19 protein-coding genes, 1 tRNA gene and 1 pseudogene are annotated in these 18,267 nt (G+C 63.8%); 10 read left to right on the forward strand and 11 right to left on the reverse strand.

Features of this window, described 5'->3' with window-relative positions; translation table 11 throughout:
- Positions 1-97 precede the first annotated feature (97 nt).
- From trpA to aroA, 9 genes are all read right to left on the reverse strand, one after another.
- Positions 98-934 (reverse strand): tryptophan synthase subunit alpha, encoded by an 837-nt coding sequence (trpA, locus tag ACVWY3_RS29740; RefSeq protein ID WP_456841655.1) that lies wholly within the window; start codon positions 932-934, stop codon positions 98-100.
- Positions 931-2,148: a tryptophan synthase subunit beta gene (trpB, locus tag ACVWY3_RS29745; RefSeq protein WP_456841656.1), complete on the reverse strand. Its 1,218-nt coding sequence runs from the start codon at positions 2,146-2,148 to the stop codon at positions 931-933. The genes trpA and trpB overlap by 4 nt, the downstream gene beginning before the upstream one ends.
- Positions 2,145-2,816, reverse strand: coding sequence for a phosphoribosylanthranilate isomerase (locus tag ACVWY3_RS29750; protein WP_456841657.1), 672 nt, complete (start codon positions 2,814-2,816; stop codon positions 2,145-2,147). Before ACVWY3_RS29750 ends, trpB begins: the two co-directional genes overlap by 4 nt.
- A 64-nt stretch (positions 2,817-2,880) precedes the next feature.
- Positions 2,881-3,273 (reverse strand): lipopolysaccharide assembly protein LapA domain-containing protein, encoded by a 393-nt coding sequence (locus ACVWY3_RS29755; protein ID WP_456841658.1) that lies wholly within the window; start codon positions 3,271-3,273, stop codon positions 2,881-2,883.
- A gap of 71 nt (positions 3,274-3,344) precedes the next feature.
- A complete protein-coding gene (locus tag ACVWY3_RS29760) occupies positions 3,345-3,650 on the reverse strand; it encodes an integration host factor subunit beta (protein WP_008539997.1) in 306 nt (101 codons plus the stop codon).
- A gap of 171 nt (positions 3,651-3,821) precedes the next feature.
- Entirely contained in the window at positions 3,822-4,802 is a 981-nt protein-coding gene (gene sppA, locus ACVWY3_RS29765; RefSeq protein WP_456841659.1) for a signal peptide peptidase SppA, read from the reverse strand.
- A 274-nt stretch (positions 4,803-5,076) separates the two neighbouring features.
- Entirely contained in the window at positions 5,077-6,783 is a 1,707-nt protein-coding gene (gene rpsA / locus ACVWY3_RS29770) for a 30S ribosomal protein S1 (RefSeq protein WP_456841660.1), read from the reverse strand.
- A 269-nt stretch (positions 6,784-7,052) separates the two neighbouring features.
- Complete coding sequence (cmk, locus tag ACVWY3_RS29775) at positions 7,053-7,691, reverse strand: (d)CMP kinase (RefSeq protein ID WP_456841661.1); 639 nt, start codon at positions 7,689-7,691, stop codon at positions 7,053-7,055.
- A complete protein-coding gene (aroA, locus tag ACVWY3_RS29780; protein ID WP_456841662.1) occupies positions 7,688-9,025 on the reverse strand; it encodes a 3-phosphoshikimate 1-carboxyvinyltransferase in 1,338 nt (445 codons plus the stop codon). Before aroA ends, cmk begins: the two co-directional genes overlap by 4 nt.
- A gap of 170 nt (positions 9,026-9,195) precedes the next feature.
- Between aroA and ACVWY3_RS29785 the strand changes: the two genes are divergently transcribed.
- Both ACVWY3_RS29785 and ACVWY3_RS29790 read left to right on the forward strand, forming a co-directional pair.
- Positions 9,196-9,603, forward strand: a complete 408-nt coding sequence (locus ACVWY3_RS29785; protein ID WP_456843489.1) for a TIGR02300 family protein — start codon at positions 9,196-9,198, stop codon at positions 9,601-9,603.
- A 91-nt stretch (positions 9,604-9,694) separates the two neighbouring features.
- Positions 9,695-9,770 (forward strand) — tRNA-Ala (locus ACVWY3_RS29790).
- Between the two features lie 99 nt (positions 9,771-9,869).
- Here ACVWY3_RS29790 and ACVWY3_RS29795 read toward each other — a convergent pair.
- Complete coding sequence (locus tag ACVWY3_RS29795) at positions 9,870-10,328, reverse strand: MarR family winged helix-turn-helix transcriptional regulator (protein ID WP_283082904.1); 459 nt, start codon at positions 10,326-10,328, stop codon at positions 9,870-9,872.
- Positions 10,329-10,483: 155 nt separating this feature from the next.
- Here ACVWY3_RS29795 and ACVWY3_RS29800 point away from each other — a divergent pair, with 155 nt between their 5' ends.
- The 8 genes and pseudogenes from ACVWY3_RS29800 (at position 10,484) to ACVWY3_RS29835 (ending at position 17,756) form a co-directional block, all read left to right on the forward strand.
- Entirely contained in the window at positions 10,484-10,909 is a 426-nt protein-coding gene (locus ACVWY3_RS29800) for an organic hydroperoxide resistance protein (RefSeq protein ID WP_061023501.1), read from the forward strand.
- A 176-nt stretch (positions 10,910-11,085) separates the two neighbouring features.
- Positions 11,086-12,303, forward strand: a complete 1,218-nt coding sequence (locus tag ACVWY3_RS29805) for a CaiB/BaiF CoA transferase family protein (protein WP_456841663.1) — start codon at positions 11,086-11,088, stop codon at positions 12,301-12,303.
- Positions 12,304-12,521: 218 nt separating this feature from the next.
- Positions 12,522-13,838 carry a sn-glycerol-3-phosphate ABC transporter substrate-binding protein UgpB gene (gene ugpB / locus ACVWY3_RS29810; RefSeq protein WP_456841664.1) on the forward strand — a complete coding sequence of 439 codons (1,317 nt, stop codon included), beginning with the start codon at positions 12,522-12,524 and terminating at the stop codon, positions 13,836-13,838.
- Between the two features lie 47 nt (positions 13,839-13,885).
- Positions 13,886-14,767, forward strand: coding sequence for a sn-glycerol-3-phosphate ABC transporter permease UgpA (ugpA, locus tag ACVWY3_RS29815; protein WP_456841665.1), 882 nt, complete (start codon positions 13,886-13,888; stop codon positions 14,765-14,767).
- Positions 14,767-15,615, forward strand: a complete 849-nt coding sequence (gene ugpE, locus ACVWY3_RS29820) for a sn-glycerol-3-phosphate ABC transporter permease UgpE (RefSeq protein ID WP_456841666.1) — start codon at positions 14,767-14,769, stop codon at positions 15,613-15,615. Before ugpA ends, ugpE begins: the two co-directional genes overlap by 1 nt.
- A 13-nt stretch (positions 15,616-15,628) precedes the next feature.
- Positions 15,629-16,714, forward strand: coding sequence for a sn-glycerol-3-phosphate import ATP-binding protein UgpC (locus ACVWY3_RS29825; protein WP_456841667.1), 1,086 nt, complete (start codon positions 15,629-15,631; stop codon positions 16,712-16,714).
- 292 nt (positions 16,715-17,006) lie between these two features.
- Positions 17,007-17,433, forward strand: a pseudogene (locus tag ACVWY3_RS29830) (Hsp20 family protein).
- Positions 17,434-17,483: 50 nt separating this feature from the next.
- Entirely contained in the window at positions 17,484-17,756 is a 273-nt protein-coding gene (locus tag ACVWY3_RS29835) for a BQ00720 family protein (protein ID WP_007598581.1), read from the forward strand.
- Positions 17,757-17,967: 211 nt separating this feature from the next.
- Here ACVWY3_RS29835 and ACVWY3_RS29840 read toward each other — a convergent pair whose 3' ends face one another.
- Complete coding sequence (locus ACVWY3_RS29840; RefSeq protein WP_456841668.1) at positions 17,968-18,198, reverse strand: hypothetical protein; 231 nt, start codon at positions 18,196-18,198, stop codon at positions 17,968-17,970.
- Between the last annotated feature and the right edge of the window lie 69 nt (positions 18,199-18,267).

Below are 18,267 nucleotides of genomic sequence, written 5' to 3' on the forward strand. Positions count from 1 at the left end.
CGCCGTGTCGTCCGCGTTAGAGCATGATCCGGAAAAGTGTGAAGCGGTCTTCCGACAAGATCATGCTCAAACTAAAGAGCTAAAGCGGAATTATGGCCTATTCGGCCGCCTGTTTCGCAGCCCTAACGCCCTGGGCCAGGGCCGCAGTCAGCTCAGCCACGGCGTTAACTGTTTTGGCGGTCGCCCGCCCCTCGGCATCGAGGCTGTTCTTGAGCGCATCGACCAGCGCGGTGCCGACCACCGAACCATCGGCCTTCTCGGCAATGGCGCGCGCCGCCTCCGGCGTGCGGATGCCAAAGCCAACGCAGATCGGCAGCTTGGTATGCCGTTTGATGCGCGCGACAGCTTCACCGACGGCATTGGCATCCGCCGCTGCTGCTCCGGTGATGCCGGCGATAGAGACGTAGTAGACAAAGCCCGACGTGTTCGCGAGCACCGCGGGTAGGCGCTTGTCATCGGTGGTCGGGGTCGCCAAGCGAATGAAGTTCAGGCCCGCCTTCAGCGCGGGAATGCAGAGCTCGTCGTCTTCCTCCGGCGGCAAGTCGACGATGATCAGGCCGTCCACGCCTGATGTCTTGGCATCAGCCAAAAACTTGTCGACGCCATAGATGTAGATCGGATTGTAATAGCCCATCAGCACTAGCGGCGTGACGTTGTCGTCCTTGCGGAAGTCGCGCACCAGCTCCAGCGTCTTCTTCAAGGTCATGCCGATCTTGAGAGCGCGCAGACCAGCCGCCTGAATCGAGGGACCATCCGCCATCGGATCGGTGAAGGGAATGCCGAGTTCGATGACGTCGGCGCCTGCCTTGGGCAGCGCCTTGACGATATTGAGCGAGGTCGTGAGATCGGGATCGCCGGCCATCACATAGGTGACGAAGGCCGAGCGGCCGGCCTTCTTGAGCTCGGCGAAACGGGTGTCGATACGCGTGGTCACTTGCTCTTGCCCCTCAGGATGTCGCCGACTTGCGGGACGTCCTTGTCGCCGCGGCCGGAGAGATTGACGACCATCAGGTGGTCTTTCGGCCGCTTCGGCGCGAGTTCCATCACCTTGGCGATGGCATGTGCGGGCTCGAGCGCGGGGATGATGCCTTCGAGACGCGACAGCAGCTGGAACGCGCCGAGCGCCTCGTCATCGGTCGCGGAGAGATAATTGACCCGGCCGATCTCGTGCAGCCAGGAATGCTCGGGGCCGATGCCGGGATAGTCGAGGCCGGCCGAGATCGAATGCGCGTCCTGGATCTGGCCGTCTTCATTCATCAAGAGATAGGTGCGGTTGCCGTGCAGCACGCCGGGACGGCCGCCCGCGATCGAGGCCGCATGCAGGTGCGTGAGCCCATGGCCAGCGGCTTCGACGCCGAAGATTTCGACGGAGGGATCGTCGAGGAAGGGATGGAACAGGCCCATCGCGTTCGAGCCGCCGCCGATGCAGGCGACCAGCGAATCCGGCAGCCGGCCCTCGATCTCCTGCATCTGCGCCTTGGTCTCGTTGCCGATGATCGACTGGAAGTCGCGCACCAGCGTCGGATAGGGATGCGGGCCGGCGACCGTGCCGATGCAGTAGAAGGTGTTGTGCACGTTGGTGACCCAATCGCGCAGCGCCTCGTTCATGGCGTCCTTGAGCGTGCGCGTGCCCGACTGCACCGGAAACACCTTGGCGCCCAGCATTTCCATGCGAATCACGTTGGGCTGCTGCCGCTCGACGTCGACGGCGCCCATATAGACCACGCATTCCAGGCCAAAGCGCGCGCACAGCGTCGCGGTCGCGACACCGTGCTGGCCGGCGCCGGTCTCGGCGATGATGCGCTTCTTGCCCATGCGCCGCGCCAGCATGATCTGGCCGAGCACGTTGTTCACCTTGTGCGAGCCGGTGTGGTTGAGCTCTTCGCGCTTGAGGTAAATCTTCGCACCGCCGAGATGCTCGGTCAGACGCTCGGCGAAATAGAGCGGCGAGGGCCGGCCGACGTAGTTCTTCAGATAGCCGTTCATCTCGGCCTGGAAGGCCGGATCGGCCTTGGCCGCGGTATAGGCCTTCTCGAGTTCGAGGATCAGCGGCATCAGGGTTTCGGCGACGAAGCGTCCGCCGAAAATGCCGAAATGGCCACGCTCGTCGGGGCCGCTGCGGTAGGAGTTTGGTTTGGCGATGTTCATCGTACGCTCAACTCTTGACTTGCATCTTGGGTGGCGCGCGCCGCGCGAATGAAGGCCTCGATCAGTGCCGGATCCTTGACGCCGGGAGCGCTCTCGACACCGGAGGACACGTCGACGCCGCCGGCGCGGGTGACGCGGAGCGCTTCGGCGACGTTGCCGGCATCGAGCCCGCCCGAGACCATATAGGACAGTTTCAGATCGAGATTTTCCAGGAGGTGCCAGTCGAATGGCGCGCCCAGGCCGCCGGGCCGGGTCGCATCCTTCGGCGCCCGCGCGTCGAACAGGATACGGTCGGCGACCGCGGCATAGCCGGGCAGCACGGCGAGATCGGCCGCGGTTGCGACCGGCACCGCTTTCATTACAGGGCGGCCGAACCGCTGCTTGATGTCACGCAGCCGCGCCATGCTTTCGTTGCCGTGGAGCTGAAAGATATCCGGCGACAGCGCATCCATGATGTTGTCGAGCGTGGCATCATCGGCATCGACGGTGAGTGCGACCTTGAGCGCGCGCCGCTTCACCTGGCGGCCGAGGTCACGGCCGGCTTCCAGCGACAGATGCCGCGGCGACGGCGGAAAGAACACGAACCCCACCATGTCGGCGCCGGCGTCGAGCGCGACGTCAAGCGTCTCGCGCGTGGACAGGCCGCAGATTTTGACGAGCTGGGACATGGTCTCAAAGCGGTTAGCGGCCGCAAGGAGCAGCCGGAAACGGGTTTTTCGGTCGGGGCCGCTTCTACAACGTCGCGCGCTGCTTGTCTCGCCCGACAGGCCCGTAAAGGCCGAGCCCCGAGGGGGCGGGAAGGCGCTGGGGCTCGGGCTTTGCTGCGGCCATCTGGGCTCGCAGATCGGCCAGCTCGACCCTGGCAGCCCGCGCATCCGCATCGTTCCGCCGCGCTGCCCGCCGCCAGCGCCGCTGGCCGAACCAGACTGCACAGCCGCCGGCGACGACCCCGATGGCGGCCACCAGGATCAGCAGCAGGAACAGCGGCAGCCGCACCGCGAAGGACGGATCGTCGGTGACGAAGGGATCGAGGGAGACCGTGACGAAATGCCGGTTGGCGACGGCGAAGGTCACCAGGATCAGGCCCAGCGGAATCACGATCAGCGCGGTCAGGAACTTTCGCATCGCGATCGCTCGTCTTGAATCAAGCTTGCTGCCGCATGATGCGGCCGTTCGGTTAAGCGCCGACGACAGCCTTAGTCTGCAGCGCCGGGATCCGGATGGTCGCGGTTCAGCCGCTCGCGCATTTCCTTGCCGGTCTTGAAGAACGGAACGCTCTTCTGGTCGACGGGCACGTGGGCGCCGGTGCGTGGATTGCGCCCGGCGCGTGCAGGGCGATGCTTGACCGAGAAGGCACCGAAGCCGCGCAGCTCGACGCGATCACCGCGCGCGAGGGCCGCTACGATCTCTTCGAGAATCGCATTCACAATGTTCTCGACATCCCGCTGGTACAGATGCGGGTTGTGCTCGGCGATACGCTGAACAAGTTCGGATTTGATCATCGAGAGATAGGACCCGGAAGCGTGCGGATGACCATTTCCGTGAAAATACTGTGATCTGTCAAGACGCTAAATCAAGGTTGAGCGTCGCGAAAATGCGTGACAAATGCCGGAAAAGCGGGCTGAGCGGCCACCCGCCAAGCGGGAAAATCCTCCGGCCCTCGCCCGGTTCCGTCAATTCGACGCCGCCGGCTGCCACAGGGCCAGCATTCCATCCATTCCGACCCGATCCACGGCCTGCACCACGCCGGCTTGCCCGATCTGATGCGCAATCGAGCCTAAACCAAGCGCTTCCAGCGTCACGGCCGCCGCAGTCTTGAGGAACGGCAGATCGGAAAAGCGCGGCTGCAGCTTGTAATCGCGCACCGAAAGACCCTTCTTGACGCCCTTCTGCTCGACCAGCCAGGTCACCGCCGTCTTCTCGTCGCCGATCTGATCGATCAGCTTGAGATCGACCGCCTGGCGTCCGGTGAAGACGCGGCCGTCGGCGACTTTTTCGAGCTGCGTGTCATCCATGCCACGCCGTTCCTTCACCAGGCCCTTGAACCAGGCATAGGAATCCTTCACCAGCGCATCGAGCGCGGCCCGGGCCTCGGGACTGGTCGGCTCAAAACCGTTCGGCGCGGCCTTCAGCGGCGAGGATTTGACCTCCTCCACCTTGACGCCGATCGTCTTCAGGAGCTCGGCGACATTTGGATACTGGAACAGCACGCCGATCGAGCCGACCAGCGAGCTCTGCTGCGCGATGATGTGGTCGCTCGCGATCGCGGTGATGTAGCCGCCGGAGGCAGCAAGGCCTTCGACCACGACGACGAGCGGCTTCTTTGCTTTGAGCCGCGTGAGCGAATCGTAGAGTTGCTCGGAGCCGGCGGTGGTGCCGCCCGGCGAGTTGATGTGAACGATGACGGCCGCGGCCTGCGAGTTCTCCAGCCGCTCCAGCGCCTGCGTGCGATCAGAATCGCTGCGGATCAGGCCTTCGATCTGCACCCGCGCGATCGAGCCCGCGGATGCGAAGGTGCCGCGCGCGCCGGGTGTTGCGACCAGCGCGAAGCCCGCAATCGCCGCGATCGCGATCAGCGCGGCCATCACGCGCCAGAACGTCAGCTTGCGACGGATTCTGCGGCGATCGACGATGATGTCCGAATCGAGCGACATCGGAATATCTCCAAATGAAAGGCGCGTCCAAGTGAAAGGCCTGGCGCGTTGTGCCGTCACAGCGTGACGATTGGCTTATCTCGATACATCAATTGCGGCGCAATTTGAAGAAAACAAGGCTGTACCTGCGTAGCCCGGAAGGCCGCCACATACTGCGCTGTCGTCCCGGACAAGCGCTTAGGGCGTCCTTGTCCGGGACGACAGCGGGGTAGCCGGCAACAAAAAAGCCCCGGCTCGCGCCGGGGCTTCGATGTCAGCAAAACGAAGGCTTCGCTTACTTGCTGTCGCGGTTCTTGAGCGCGGTGCCCAGGATGTCGCCGAGCGTCGCACCCGAATCGGAGGAGCCGTACTGCGCGATGGCTTCCTTCTCTTCGGCGACTTCGAGCGCCTTGATCGACACCTGGACCTTGCGGGCCTTCTTGTCGAACTGGATCACGCGGGCATCGACCTTCTCGCCGACGGCGAAGCGTTCGGCGCGCTGGTCGTTGCGGTCACGCGCGAGCTCCGAGCGCTTGATGAAGGTGGTGAAGTCGGTGCCGGCGATCTTCACCTCGATGCCGCTCTCCTTCACTTCGAGCACTTCGCAGGTCACGACCGCGCCCTTCTTGACATCGCCCGGCTCGGCGAAGGGATCGCCTTCGAGCTGCTTGATGCCGAGCGAGATACGCTCCTTCTCGACGTCCACATCGAGCACCACGGCCTTCACCATGTCGCCCTTCTTGTAGTTGTCGATCACCTGCTCGCCCGGAAGCTTCCAGTCGAGATCGGAGAGATGGACCATGCCGTCGACGTCGCCCTCGAGACCCAGGAACAGACCGAACTCGGTCTTGTTCTTGACCTCGCCCTCGACGACCGAACCGGTCGGGTGACCTTCGACGAAGACCTCCCACGGGTTGCGCATGGTCTGCTTGAGGCCGAGCGAGATGCGGCGCTTGACGGAATCGACTTCCAGCACCTGCACGTCGACTTCCTGCGAGGTCGACACGATCTTGCCGGGGTGCATGTTCTTCTTGGTCCACGACATCTCGGAGACGTGGATCAGGCCTTCGATGCCCGGTTCGAGCTCGACGAACGCACCGTAGTCGGTGATGTTGGTGACGCGGCCGGTGAAGCGGGCACCCAGCGGGTACTTGGCTTCGATGCCCTGCCACGGATCGTCCAGCAGCTGCTTCATGCCCAGCGAGATGCGGTGCGTCTCGTGGTTGATCTTGATGATCTTGACCTTCACGGTCTGGCCGATCGAGAGCACCTCGGTCGGATGGTTGACGCGGCGCCACGCGATGTCGGTGACGTGCAGCAGGCCGTCGATGCCTCCGAGATCAACGAACGCACCGTAATCGGTGATGTTCTTGACCACGCCGTCGATGACCTGACCCTCTTCGAGGTTCTGCACCAGCTCCTGGCGCTGCTCGGCGCGGGTCTCTTCGAGAACCGTGCGGCGGGACACCACGATGTTGCCGCGGCGGCGGTCCATCTTGAGGATTTGGAACGGCTGCGAGTTGTTCATCAGCGGCGCGACGTCGCGGATCGGACGGATGTCGACCTGCGAGCGCGGCAGGAACGCCACGGCACCGTCGAGATCGACGGTGAAGCCGCCCTTGACCTGGTTGAAGATGACGCCGTTGACCTTCTCGTTGTTCTGGAACGCCTTCTCGAGCTTGCCCCAGCTCTCTTCGCGGCGCGCCTTGTCGCGCGACAGCACGGCTTCGCCGAGGGCGTTCTCGATGCGATCGAGGAACACTTCCACCTCGTCGCCGACCTTGAGGTCAGAGTCACGGCCGGGGCCGGAAAATTCGCGCAGGGCCACGCGGCCCTCGGTCTTCAGGCCGACGTCGATGACGGCCATGTCCTTTTCAATTGCAACCACCCTGCCCTTGACGACGGAGCTTTCCTGCAGGTTGCCACCTGCGAAGGACTCGTCGAGCATCGCGGCGAAATCGTCGCGCGAGGGGCTATAGGTATCAGCAGAAGTCGAAGCCATTTGTTCTCCAGTTGCGGATGTCTTGCCGGCCGTTGGGTTCAAGGGCGCATCGCACGCGCAGTGTCGGAAGGTCCGCAAAACCTTCGAGCGACCGCTCGTTGCTCCGGCCTTGCAGCAAGAACAACGGAAGCGGGCCGGCTGAGGCCCGCGCATTCGATACGTGGAATTCTTGTGTCCGGAGCCTGGATCGCGCCGGTCCCCAAACCAGGGACCGAAGGTATCGACCTCAAAGAGCGGGAGCGGGCACTTCCTCCAATGACGGCGGCGGCTTAACCCCGCGACCGGCCCGCTCGGACAGCCTCGATAATGTCGATGGCGGCCCGGACGCCGCCTTCTATATCCAGTTGGGAGTTATCTAGCAAGTAAGCATCGGGGGCCGGTTTTAAAGGCGCAATCGGCCGGTTCTTGTCACGCTCGTCGCGCTGGATGATGTCGGCGAGCACGGCCGCCTCGTCCACTTGCTCGCCCCTCGCCCTCGCCTCCATGGTCCGGCGCCGCGCACGAACCCTGGGGTCGGCAACGACGAAAATCTTTACGTCGGCATGCGGGCAGATCACGGTTCCAATGTCCCGGCCGTCCAGCACGGCGCCGGGCGGATCGGCGGCAAATTGCCGCTGGAAATTGAGCAGGACCTCGCGAACCCTGGGGATGGCCGAAACGATGGACGCGCCCTCACCGGCCTCCTGGGTCTTCAGGGCGGGATTGCCGAACTTTTCGGGATCGAGTTCCAGCGCCGCCTGCACCGCCGCCGCCTCGTCCCGGAGATCATGACCCGACTGCATCAGGGCATAGGCCACCGCGCGATAGATCACACCGGTATCGAGATGACGGTAGCCGTAATGATGGGCAAGGCGCTTGCCGAGCGTCCCCTTGCCCGAGGCGGCGGGCCCGTCGATGGCGATGATCATGAAAACTCGGCCCCTAGCGAACGCATCATCGGAATGAAGTCCGGGAAGCTGGTGGCGATGAAGGCGGTATCGTCAACGGTCACGGGCTGGTCGGATGCGCACCCCATCACCAGCGCGGACATCGCGATGCGATGATCCATATGGGTCGCGACTGTGCCGCCGCCGGGGACATGGCCACGGCCCTCGACGATCAGATCGTCGCCGGAGATTTCGACCTTGACGCCGTTGACGCGGAGCATGTCAGCCGTGGCCTCGAGACGGTCGGATTCCTTGACGCGCAGCTCCTGCAGGCCGCGCATGATGGTCGTGCCTTCGGCGAAGGAGGCCGCGACCGCCAGCACGAGATATTCGTCGATCATCGAGGGCGCGCGCTCCGGCGGTATCTCGACGCCGCGCAGTTTTGACGCGCGCACGCGCAACTGCGCCATCGGCTCGCCGGCATCGCGCCGCACCTCGCTCTCCTCGATCGAGGCGCCCATTTCGCGCAGCGTGGTGAACAGGCCGGTGCGCAGCGGATTGGTCATGACGTCGGACAACACGATGTCGGAGCCTTCGACGATCAGCGCCGCGACGATGGGGAATGCCGCAGAGGACGGATCGGCGGGCACGACGACGTTGGCACCATGCAGCTCGGGCTGACCGACGAGCGTGATGCGGCGGCCATGCTGGCCTTCCGGCACCGAGGTGATCTCGGCACCAAAATGCTTCAGCATCAGCTCGGTGTGGTCGCGGCTGGCCTCGTTTTCAATGACCATGGTGGTGCCAGGCGCGGCCAGGCCCGCCAGCAGCACGGCCGATTTGATCTGGGCCGAGGCGACCGGAGTCTTGTAGGTGATCGGCAGCGGATCGCGCGCGCCCTGGACGGTCAGCGGCAGGCGGCCACCCTCGCCGCCGGAAACGACCCTGGCGCCCATCTTTTCGAGCGGATCGAGAATCCGGCGCATGGGGCGGCTGCGCAGGGAGGCATCACCGTCGAAAATCGCCGAGATCGGGCAGCCGGCCACGGCGCCCATGACCAGCCGGCAGCCGGTGCCCGAATTGCCGAAATCCAGCGCCGCGCTGGGCTGTGCAAAGCCTCCGACGCCGACGCCCTGAACCTTCCAGGCGAAATCGCCGGTGCGCTCGACCTGAGCGCCAAGAGCCTGCATGGATTTGGCGGTGTTGAGGACGTCCTCGCCTTCCAGCAAGCCCGAAATCCTGGTCTCGCCGACCGCAAGCGCGCCGAGGATCAGGGCGCGGTGGGAGATCGACTTGTCCCCGGGCACCCGCACTTTCCCGGTCAGTGGACCGCTGGCGCGCGACCGAAGGGGCGTCGGCTTGTCGGAATGGGTCACATTATGTCCTTGGATAGGCCCGAAACATCCCTGCGGGGCTCGCGGGGGCAGGTATCACATGGTCTCTCCGTCGTCACGGGCATGTCTTTCTCCCGTAATGCGCTATTGACAGCGGGCCGCCAACTAGCCAAGTGAAGCACCGCTTTTCAGACATTCCCAGGATTCCTGCCGTGGCCAAGTCCGAACTCGGAACCAAACGTATTTGCCCGACCACGGGCAAGAAATTCTATGATCTCAACAAGAATCCGGTGATCTCGCCCTATACCGGCGAAGTGGTTCCGATCGCCCCGATTGCCCCTGCGCGCGCGCCCCGTGGCGCCGAAGCCCGCAACATGGCCCAGGATACCGCGCCGGAGCCGGCTGAGGCCGAAGAGTTGGTCTCCCTCGAGGAGGCCGATGCCGAGGAGAACACCGGCAAGGTCAAGGCCGTGGTGCCCGAATCGGAGGACGATATCGAGGTCGACGAGACCCTCGACGACGACGATGACGATGATTCGACCTTCATTGCCGACGAAGAAGAGGGCGATGAGGACGTCACCGACATCATTGGTGATGTCGGAGGTGATGAAGAGACTTGAGATCAGCCCTGATCTGTGAAAAAGGGTGCACCGCGCGAGTCGGAAGGCTCGCCGGTCGGGAGTGATCCCCCAGGGTCATCCCGCGATTTAAGGGGCCATAGCTCAGCTGGGAGAGCGCTTGCATGGCATGCAAGAGGTCGGCGGTTCGATCCCGCCTGGCTCCACCAGCCTTCGCTGGCTTCGCCAGCTTCGGCTCGGCAAGCCTTATCGCAGCGAAGGCTGCCGCGGCGCGGCCCGAAGGGCGAAGCCGGCCTCCACGAATTCCCCTACTCCCCGATCACCGCATTGAGCCGATCCCTCAATGCGACGATCTCATCCTTCATTGCCACCAGCTCCGACACCGAACAGTCCGAGGCCGCCAGAATCGATTGCGGCACGCTGCGTGCCTTTTCCTTCAGTGCGTGGCCCTGCGGCGTCAGGGCGATCAGCACTTGTCGTTCGTCCTCGCTGGAGCGGGTACGCCTGACCAGATGCGCGGCCTCTAACCGCTTCAAGAGCGGCGTCAGCGTGCCCGAATCCAGGAACAGCTTCTCGCCGATGTCCTTGACCGGGACGTCGTCGCGCTCCCACAGCACCAGCATCACCAGATATTGCGGATAGGTGAGGCCGAGCCGGTCAAGCAGCGGCTTGTAGACGCGGTTGAAGGCATGCGCGGCGGAATAGACCGCGAAGCAGATCTGGTTGTCGAGGCGCTGCGGGTCCAGCGCCGGCACTTTCCGGGGCATCACGAATCTCACGACGTTTCTCCCATCCTGGGGCCGGCCGGCGGCAGATTCAATTGCGGACAATTAAATGTGAGGCTGCACAATTTCAATTGCGCGCAATCTAATTGTCCGCGATATAGACGGGGTCCCAACCCGGAACCCCAAGGGAGACGAAAATGTCCGTGAACGTCCTCTATAAGACCAGCGCAAAAGCCACCGGCGGCCGCGACGGCCATGCTGCGACCCTCGACGGCGCACTCGACGTCAAGCTTACCACGCCGAAGGAGCTCGGCGGTGGCGGCGGCGCCGGCAACAATCCCGAGCAGCTGTTCGCGGCCGGCTATGCCGCCTGCTTCATCGGCGCGATGAAGTTCGTGGCCTCGCAGGGCGGCCCGAAGGTTCCGGCCGACGCATCGGTCACCTCGACCGTCGGCATCGGCCCGCGCTCCGAGGGCGGCTTCGGCCTCGACATCGACCTCGCCGTCTCGCTGCCGGGTCTCGCCCGTGCGGAGGCCGAGGCGCTGGTTGAGAAGGCGCACCAGGTGTGCCCGTACTCCAATGCCACGCGCGGCAATGTCGACGTTCGCCTGACGGTCGTCTGATCTGACGATGGATTGGCTGGCCCGGGATCCCCCTCGGGCCGGCCGCTTCCGCTTGATTTGCCGCGCCGCGGGATTGGCGCGCGGCGGCGCATGCGGCTCTACGCCCGGCGCCATTGCTGGCGCAAACAAACCTCGCTAGGCCTGTGACCAAACGACCGACACAGGGAAGCGAAGGCATGACTGAAGCCGCCAGTTCTGGGGCAGCATTGGGCGCAATGAGCGGGCTGCGCGTCATCGATCTCACGCGCGTACTCGGCGGTCCCTATTGCACCCAGATCCTCGCCGACCACGGCGCCGACGTCATCAAGGTCGAGCCGCCGGCGGGCGACGAGGTGCGCGAATGGGGTCCTCCGTTCCACGAGGAGGACGCGGCCTATTTCGTCGGCATCAATCGCAACAAGCGCTCGATCGGCCTCGACCTCGCCTCCGAGGGCGGCCGCGTGGTGTTGCTGAAGATGCTGGAGACGGCCGACGTCCTGATCGAGAATTTCAAGCCCGGCACGCTGGAGAAATGGGGCATCGGCAACGAGGTCTTGCGCGAGAAATTCCCGCGCCTCGTGCATTGCCGGATCTGCGGCTTCGGCGCCGATGGCCCGCGTGGCGGCAATCCCGGCTATGACGCCATCATCCAGGCCATGACCGGCATGATCGCGGCGACCGGCTCGGTGGAGAGCGGCCCGATGCGGATCGGCGTGCCGCTGGTCGACATCACCACCGGTCTTTATGCCGCGATCGGCATCCTGATGGCGCTCTCCGAGCGGCAGCGTTCGGGCAAGGGCCAGTTCCTGGAAACGACGCTGTACGAGACCGGCCTTGCCATCATGCATCCGCACACCGCGAACTATTTCATGCATGGCAAGCCGCCTTCGCTCACCGGCAACGAGCATCCGAACCTCGTTCCTTACGCGATCTTCCCGACGAAGACCGACAACATCTTCATCGGCGTCGGCAATGACGGCACCTTCCGCAAGCTCGCCAAGGAGATCGGCAAGCCCGAGCTCGGCACCGATCCGCGCTTTGCCCGCAACAAGGACCGCATCGCCAACCGCGAGGCACTCCGCGCAGAGCTGGCCGCGGTGTTCAGCCAGCACGAGGCCGAGCCGCTGTGCAATCGCCTGCTTGCGGCGGGTCTGCCTGCCGGTCCGGTGCAGAAGATCGACCAAGCGTTGACCAACCCGCACACGATCGCGCGCGGTGATGTCATCGAGAAGGACTGGTACAAGGGCGTGGCCTCGCCGATCCGGCTCGACCGCAGCAAGCCGAGCCTGCGCCGCCTGCCGCCGAAATTCAGCCAGCACGCGGCCGAGGTGCTGGGCGAGTTCGGCTACTCCAAGTCGGAGATCGACGCGATGGTCGCCAAGGGCGTGGTCTGCGGGCCCGAGCGCAAGCGCTAGGGTCCGACCGCCTCACTCGGCAGATGCCGCACTGCGGCGCGAGCCGCGCATGTGCAGCGCGAACGCATGAGGCTGCCCGCGTCGCATTCGCCTATTTGACGGCTTCCCTTTTCCAGCGCTTGCCGCTTTCGTTTCGGCCGCTTACACAGTCATGTGAACGTCATATGGCGCTGCTAGCGCAAGCGCCTCTTCATTGACGGGCAAGGGAGGTTTTCTTGATGACTCTTCGACATTTTGGCGCGGCTGCAGCTGTTGCACTCACGGTTGGTCTCAGCGCCTCGCCGGCCTTGGCCCTGACCGAAATCCAGTGGTGGCATGCGATGACCGGCGCCAACAACGACGTCATCGTCAAGCTCGCCAACGATTTCAACGCCGCGCAGAGCGACTACAAGGTGATCCCGACCTACAAGGGCAACTACGCCGATACGATGAACGCGGGCATCGCCGCGTTCCGCGCCGGCAACGCGCCGCATATCATGCAGGTGTTCGAGGTCGGCACCGCGACCATGATGGCCGCGACCGGCGCCGTGAAGCCGGTCTACAAGCTGATGGCCGAGACCGGCGAGAAGTTCGATCCGAAGGCCTACCTGCCCGCGATCACCGGCTACTACTCGACCTCGAAGGGCGAGATGCTGTCGTTCCCCTTCAACTCGTCATCTACAGTCATGTGGGTCAATCTCGACGAGCTGAAGAAGGCCAATGTCGAGATCCCCAAGACCTGGCCTGAAGTGTTCGAGGCCGGCAAGAAGCTGAAGGCGGCCGGTCACGACACCTGCGGCTTCTCGGGCTCGTGGGTCACCTGGGTCAATCTCGAGCAGCTCTCGGCCTGGCACAACGTGCCGCTCTCGACCAAGGCCAACGGCCTCGACGGCTTCGACACCGTGCTCGAATTCAACGGCCCGCTCCAGGTCAAGCATCTCGAAAACCTGGTCGAGCTGCAGAAGACCAAGGTCTACGACTATGCCGGCCGCACCAACACCGGCGAAGGCCGCTTCACCTCAGGCGAATGCCCGATCTACCTGACCTCGTCGGCGTTCTTCGGCAACGTCAAGGCGCAGGCCAAGTTCAACTTCACCGCCGTGCCGATGCCGTATTATCCGGACGTGAAGGGCGCGCCGCAGAACTCGATCATCGGCGGCGCTTCGCTCTGGGTGATGGGCGGCAAGTCGGCCGACGAATACAAGGGCGTCGCGAAGTTCCTGACCTTCCTCTCCGACACCGATCGCCAAGTCTACATCCACAAGGCCTCCGGCTATCTGCCGATCACCAAGGCGGCCTACGCCAAGGCGAAGGAAGAAGGGTTCTACAAGGACCAGCCCTATCTCGAGACGCCGCTGCTCGAGCTGACCAATAAGGAGCCGACCGAGAACTCGCGCGGCCTGCGCCTCGGCAACATGGTGCAGCTGCGCGACGTCTGGTCGGAAGAGATCGAGCAGGCGCTGGCCGGCAAGAAGACCGCCAAGCAGGCGCTCGATGCCGCCGTCGAGCGCGGCAACACGATGCTGCGGCAGTTCGAAAAGACCGCCGTCAAGTAAGGCGATCAGCGGCAGGCCGGTCGCCGGCCTGCCGCTGCTGGGGCATCATGCAAAAGCAAGCCATTTTCCAGTCAAAGCTATTGCCCTACGCGCTGGTTGCCCCGCAACTCGCGATCGTCCTGATTTTCTTCTACTGGCCGGCCCTGCAGGCCGTGATCCAGTCCTTCCTGCTCCAGGACGCCTTCGGCCTGTCGTCGAGCTTCGTGTGGTTCGACAACTATATCGAGCTGTTCAAGGACCCCGCTTATTTCGCCTCGATCGTCCGGACTTTCTTCTTCTCGTTCGCCATCGCGATCTCGTCGCTGTCCTTTGCGCTGCTGCTCGCCGTGATGGCTGACAAGCCGCTGCGCGGCTCGATGCTCTACCGCACGCTGCTGATCTGGCCCTATGCGGTGGCGCCGCCCGTCGTCGGCGTGCTCTGGATCTTCATGCTGCATCCCTCGCTTGGCGTGCTCTCGCGCTACATGCGCGGCCTCGGCATCGACTGGAATCCGCTGCTCGACGGCAACCAGGCCGCGGCGCTGATCATCCTCGCCGCCGCCTGGAAGCAGATCTCCTACAACTTCCTGTTCTTCCTCGCCGGTCTCCAGAGCATCCCGAAGAGCGTGATCGAGGCCGCTGCGATCGACGGCGCGCGTCCGATGCGGCGGTTCTGGACCGTGATCTTCCCGCTGCTGTCGCCGACCATTTTCTTCCTGCTGGTGGTCAACATCGTCTACGCCTTCTTCGACACGTTCGGCATCATCGACACCATGACCCGCGGCGGACCCGGCACGTCGACCGTGACGCTGGTCTACAAGGTCTATTCCGACGGCCTGCTCGGCGGCAATCTCGGCAGCTCCGCGGCGCAATCGGTGATCCTGATGATCATGGTCATCGTGCTCACCGCAATCCAGTTCCGCTTCGTCGAACGCAAGGTGACCTACTGATGGTCGAGGAAGAGGGCATCAGGCGCTACGTCGCGCACATCATCCTCTGGATCGGGATCGCCATCGTCGCGTTCCCGGTCTACATCGCCATCGTCGCCTCGACCCAGGACAACGCGCTGATCGCCAACGGGCAGATGTCGCTGCTGCCGGGCGGGCACTTCCTCGAGGTCTACTACCAGACCATCTTCATCGGCACGAGCGGCTCGACCCGCGAGCCGGTCGGCAACATGATGCTGAACTCGCTGGTGATGGCGCTGGCGATCGCAATCGGCAAGATCGCGATCTCGATCATCTCGGCCTATGCGATCGTGTATTTCCGCTTTCCGTTCCGGATGGCGATCTTCTGGATCATCTTCATCACCTTGATGCTGCCGGTCGAGGTGCGCATCTATCCGACCTACAAGATCGTCGCCGACCTGCACATGCTCGACAGCTATGCTGGTCTGGCGCTGCCGCTGATCGCATCGGCGACGGCGACGCTGCTGTTCCGCCAGTTCTTCATGACCGTGCCGGACGAATTGCTGGAGGCCTCGCGCATCGACGGCGCCGGTCCCTTGCGCTTCTTCTGGGATACGCTGCTGCCGCTGTCGCGCACCAACATGGCGGCGCTGTTCGTGATCCTGTTTATCCTCGGCTGGAATCAATATCTCTGGCCGCTCTTGATCACCACGCGCGACGACATGCAGACCATTCAGGTCGGCATCCGCAAGATGATCACCACCACCGACGCGCTGACCGAATGGCCGATCGTGATGGCGACCGCCGTGCTGGCCATGCTGCCGCCGGTGTTCGTCGTCGTCGTGATGCAGAAATTGTTCGTGCGCGGCCTGGTCGAGACGGAAAAGTAAGAAGCGAGTTTTCATGGCTAACGTCACCCTGCGCAACGTCCGCAAGACCTACACCGGCGGCTTCGAGGCCATCAAAGGCGTCAACGTCGATGTCGCGGACGGCCAGTTCTGCGTGCTGGTCGGCCCCTCCGGCTGCGGCAAGTCCACGCTGCTGCGCATGGTCGCGGGGCTCGAGACCGTCACCGGCGGCGAGATCGACATCGGCGGCCGCGTCGTCAACCAGGTCGAGCCCGCCGATCGCGACATCGCCATGGTGTTCCAGAACTACGCGCTCTACCCGCATATGAGCGTCTACAACAACATGGCCTATGGCCTGCGCAACCGCGGCATGGCCGAGGCCGAGATCAAGACCCGTGTCGAGCAAGCCGCCCGCGTGCTCGAGCTCTCCGCTATGCTGGAGCGCAAGCCGCGCCAGCTCTCCGGCGGCCAGCGCCAGCGCGTCGCCATGGGCCGCGCCATCGTGCGCCAACCGAAGGTGTTTTTGTTCGACGAGCCGCTCTCCAACCTCGACGCCAAGCTGCGCATCGCGATGCGCGTCGAGATCCGCAAATTGCAGCGGCGGCTCAACACGACGTCGATCTACGTCACCCACGACCAGCTGGAAGCAATGACGCTCGCCGACATTCTTGTCGTGATGAACGGCGGCCAGGTCGAGCAGGTCGGCAATCCCTTGGCGATCTACGAGAAGCCGGCGACGACCTTCGTCGCCTCCTTCATCGGCGCACCGCCGATGAACCTGATGTCGACGCGTCCCGAGGAGATCAAGTCGCAGCTCGGCGGCAGCGCAGGTGAAGCCGGCATCCTCGGCATCCGCCCGGAGGATTTCGTCATCACCGATGAGACACCAGCCGGCGGCGTGGTGCTGCCGTTAACGGTCGAAGCCATCGAGCGCGTCGGTGCAGAGACCTTCGTCTACGGCTCGCGCGAGCAGGACGATCAGCGCGTCGCCGCCACCCCGGGCGAGCTGCCGCCCGGCGAGGTCATCGTCCGCATCCCTGGAACTGAGGCCCCCGCCATCGGCGCGAGGATCCGCGTCGCTGCAGTCCGCTCAAAACTGCATCTGTTCAGTGGCGACGGGCGGACGCGGATCGAGGCGTGAGCGGTTCCGAGGGCCCTCACCAAGAGCGCGAAAACAACCCCATGCACAGTAGGAAGGGGTCCTGTTTTCATTGAGATAAATCGCCCCCGAATTCGTCATGCCTGCGCCTCCGGGCGCTGTGACGAATTGTAAGCATTTTGTGCGATGGCAGAGCCGTGGGCGGCAGAAGCGCCCATCCACAACCCCCGCTACGTCCTTGAACGGACACGGGGATATGACCATATTGCTGACCAAGGGGTGCCTTGACGGGGCCCCGAAGCACCAAAGTCGCTTCGAGAGGACTTTGTAAACTATGTCTCGTGTTCCCACGCTTTCCAGTCCGTTCCTTCTGGGCTTCGACGAGATCGAGCGCGTGCTCGACCGCGTCGTCAAAGGCGCCGACGGCTACCCTCCCTACAATATCGAGAGGTGTGACCGGACGGACGGCCAGCCCGAGCGGTTGCGCATCACACTGGCGGTCGCCGGATTCACCCGCGATCAACTCGATGTAACCATTGAGGAAAACCAGCTCGTGATCCGCGGACGGCAGCAGGACGACAAGACCCGGCAATACATCCATCGCGGCATCGCCGCGCGCCACTTCCAGCGCACCATTCGTGCTGGCAGAGGGGATGCTGGTGCTGGGTGCGGATCTGAAGAACGGGCTGTTGTCGATCGATCTGGCCCGGCCTGAGCCGGAGAGGATCGTTAAGACAATCGCTATCAATGAGCACGAATAATGGAACGAGTAGCGGACTCGACCGCTTAGTTCGTTAGAGGAGTCGAGACCATGAGTGAAGGTCACGTTGCGTTCGAATACGAAGCCAAGAACGTCTCGCCGGAGACGCTGGCCACCCTTGGCGAAGGCCATATCGCCTATGTGAAGCAGATCCGCTCCGAGGACGTTCCGGGCCTGTTTCCCGAGGCGCCGAAGATTGCGCCGGGCCTCAAGCTGTTCGCCCTCCACGCCGCCGACGGCACGCCGATCATGCTGACCGACAGCCGCGAAGCCGCAATCGCCAACGCCTGGAGCAACGAGCTGCAAGCCGTCAGCGTGCACTAAGCGCGTCGCACGAAGAGAGTTTTGGCGGGCATGCCTTCGCAGGAAGGCATGCCCGTTTTGCTTTTGATGCGATAGTCCGCTGCCCTCTCCTCGTCATTGCGAGCGCAGCGAAGCAATCCAGAATCTTTCCGCGGAGGCAGTCTGGATTGCTTCGTCGCAAGGGCTCCTCGCAATGACCGAGCGTGAGGCAGGAATTCGCACCTCTCTCTCATCACTTCAGATAGCCGAGCCCCTCGCGCGCCGTGACCACGGCCCATTTGTCGGTCGGCGGCAGCGCGAGCACGCTGCTGAAATCCGCGCGCGCATGTTTGGCGTCGGATCGCATCATGTAGAGAAGGCCGCGATTGACCAAGATATCCTGGTTCTTCGGATCGAGTCGAAGCGCCTCATTGGTGACGGAGCAAAGCAGACCGAGGAAGCGCGCTGTCGAACCGCAATTCATGTCTCAAAAATCCAGCGCCCAAGCCGTGCCGGCCGGACGCGTGCGGAATTGAGAGATAGCGCCCGGCTA

The organism is Bradyrhizobium sp. USDA 4486, assembly GCF_054057995.1.

Coding starts and splice junctions, on each gene's coding strand:
- ACVWY3_RS29795 (WP_283082904.1), bottom strand. CDS start 10,328: ATGCCCCGGAAAGTGCCGGCGCTGGACCCGCAGCGCCTCGACAACCAG.
- ACVWY3_RS29805 (WP_456841663.1), top strand. CDS start 11,086: ATGACTGAAGCCGCCAGTTCTGGGGCAGCATTGGGCGCAATGAGCGGG.
- ugpA (WP_456841665.1), top strand. CDS start 13,886: ATGCAAAAGCAAGCCATTTTCCAGTCAAAGCTATTGCCCTACGCGCTG.
- ACVWY3_RS29755 (WP_456841658.1), bottom strand. CDS start 3,273: ATGCGAAAGTTCCTGACCGCGCTGATCGTGATTCCGCTGGGCCTGATC.
- trpB (WP_456841656.1), bottom strand. CDS start 2,148: ATGAACATCGCCAAACCAAACTCCTACCGCAGCGGCCCCGACGAGCGT.
- cmk (WP_456841661.1), bottom strand. CDS start 7,691: ATGATCATCGCCATCGACGGGCCCGCCGCCTCGGGCAAGGGGACGCTC.
- sppA (WP_456841659.1), bottom strand. CDS start 4,802: ATGTCGCTCGATTCGGACATCATCGTCGATCGCCGCAGAATCCGTCGC.
- ACVWY3_RS29840 (WP_456841668.1), bottom strand. CDS start 18,198: ATGAATTGCGGTTCGACAGCGCGCTTCCTCGGTCTGCTTTGCTCCGTC.
- ACVWY3_RS29750 (WP_456841657.1), bottom strand. CDS start 2,816: ATGTCCCAGCTCGTCAAAATCTGCGGCCTGTCCACGCGCGAGACGCTT.
- ugpE (WP_456841666.1), top strand. CDS start 14,767: ATGGTCGAGGAAGAGGGCATCAGGCGCTACGTCGCGCACATCATCCTC.
- ACVWY3_RS29835 (WP_007598581.1), top strand. CDS start 17,484: ATGAGTGAAGGTCACGTTGCGTTCGAATACGAAGCCAAGAACGTCTCG.
- rpsA (WP_456841660.1), bottom strand. CDS start 6,783: ATGGCTTCGACTTCTGCTGATACCTATAGCCCCTCGCGCGACGATTTC.
- ugpB (WP_456841664.1), top strand. CDS start 12,522: ATGACTCTTCGACATTTTGGCGCGGCTGCAGCTGTTGCACTCACGGTT.
- ACVWY3_RS29825 (WP_456841667.1), top strand. CDS start 15,629: ATGGCTAACGTCACCCTGCGCAACGTCCGCAAGACCTACACCGGCGGC.
- ACVWY3_RS29800 (WP_061023501.1), top strand. CDS start 10,484: ATGTCCGTGAACGTCCTCTATAAGACCAGCGCAAAAGCCACCGGCGGC.
- ACVWY3_RS29760 (WP_008539997.1), bottom strand. CDS start 3,650: ATGATCAAATCCGAACTTGTTCAGCGTATCGCCGAGCACAACCCGCAT.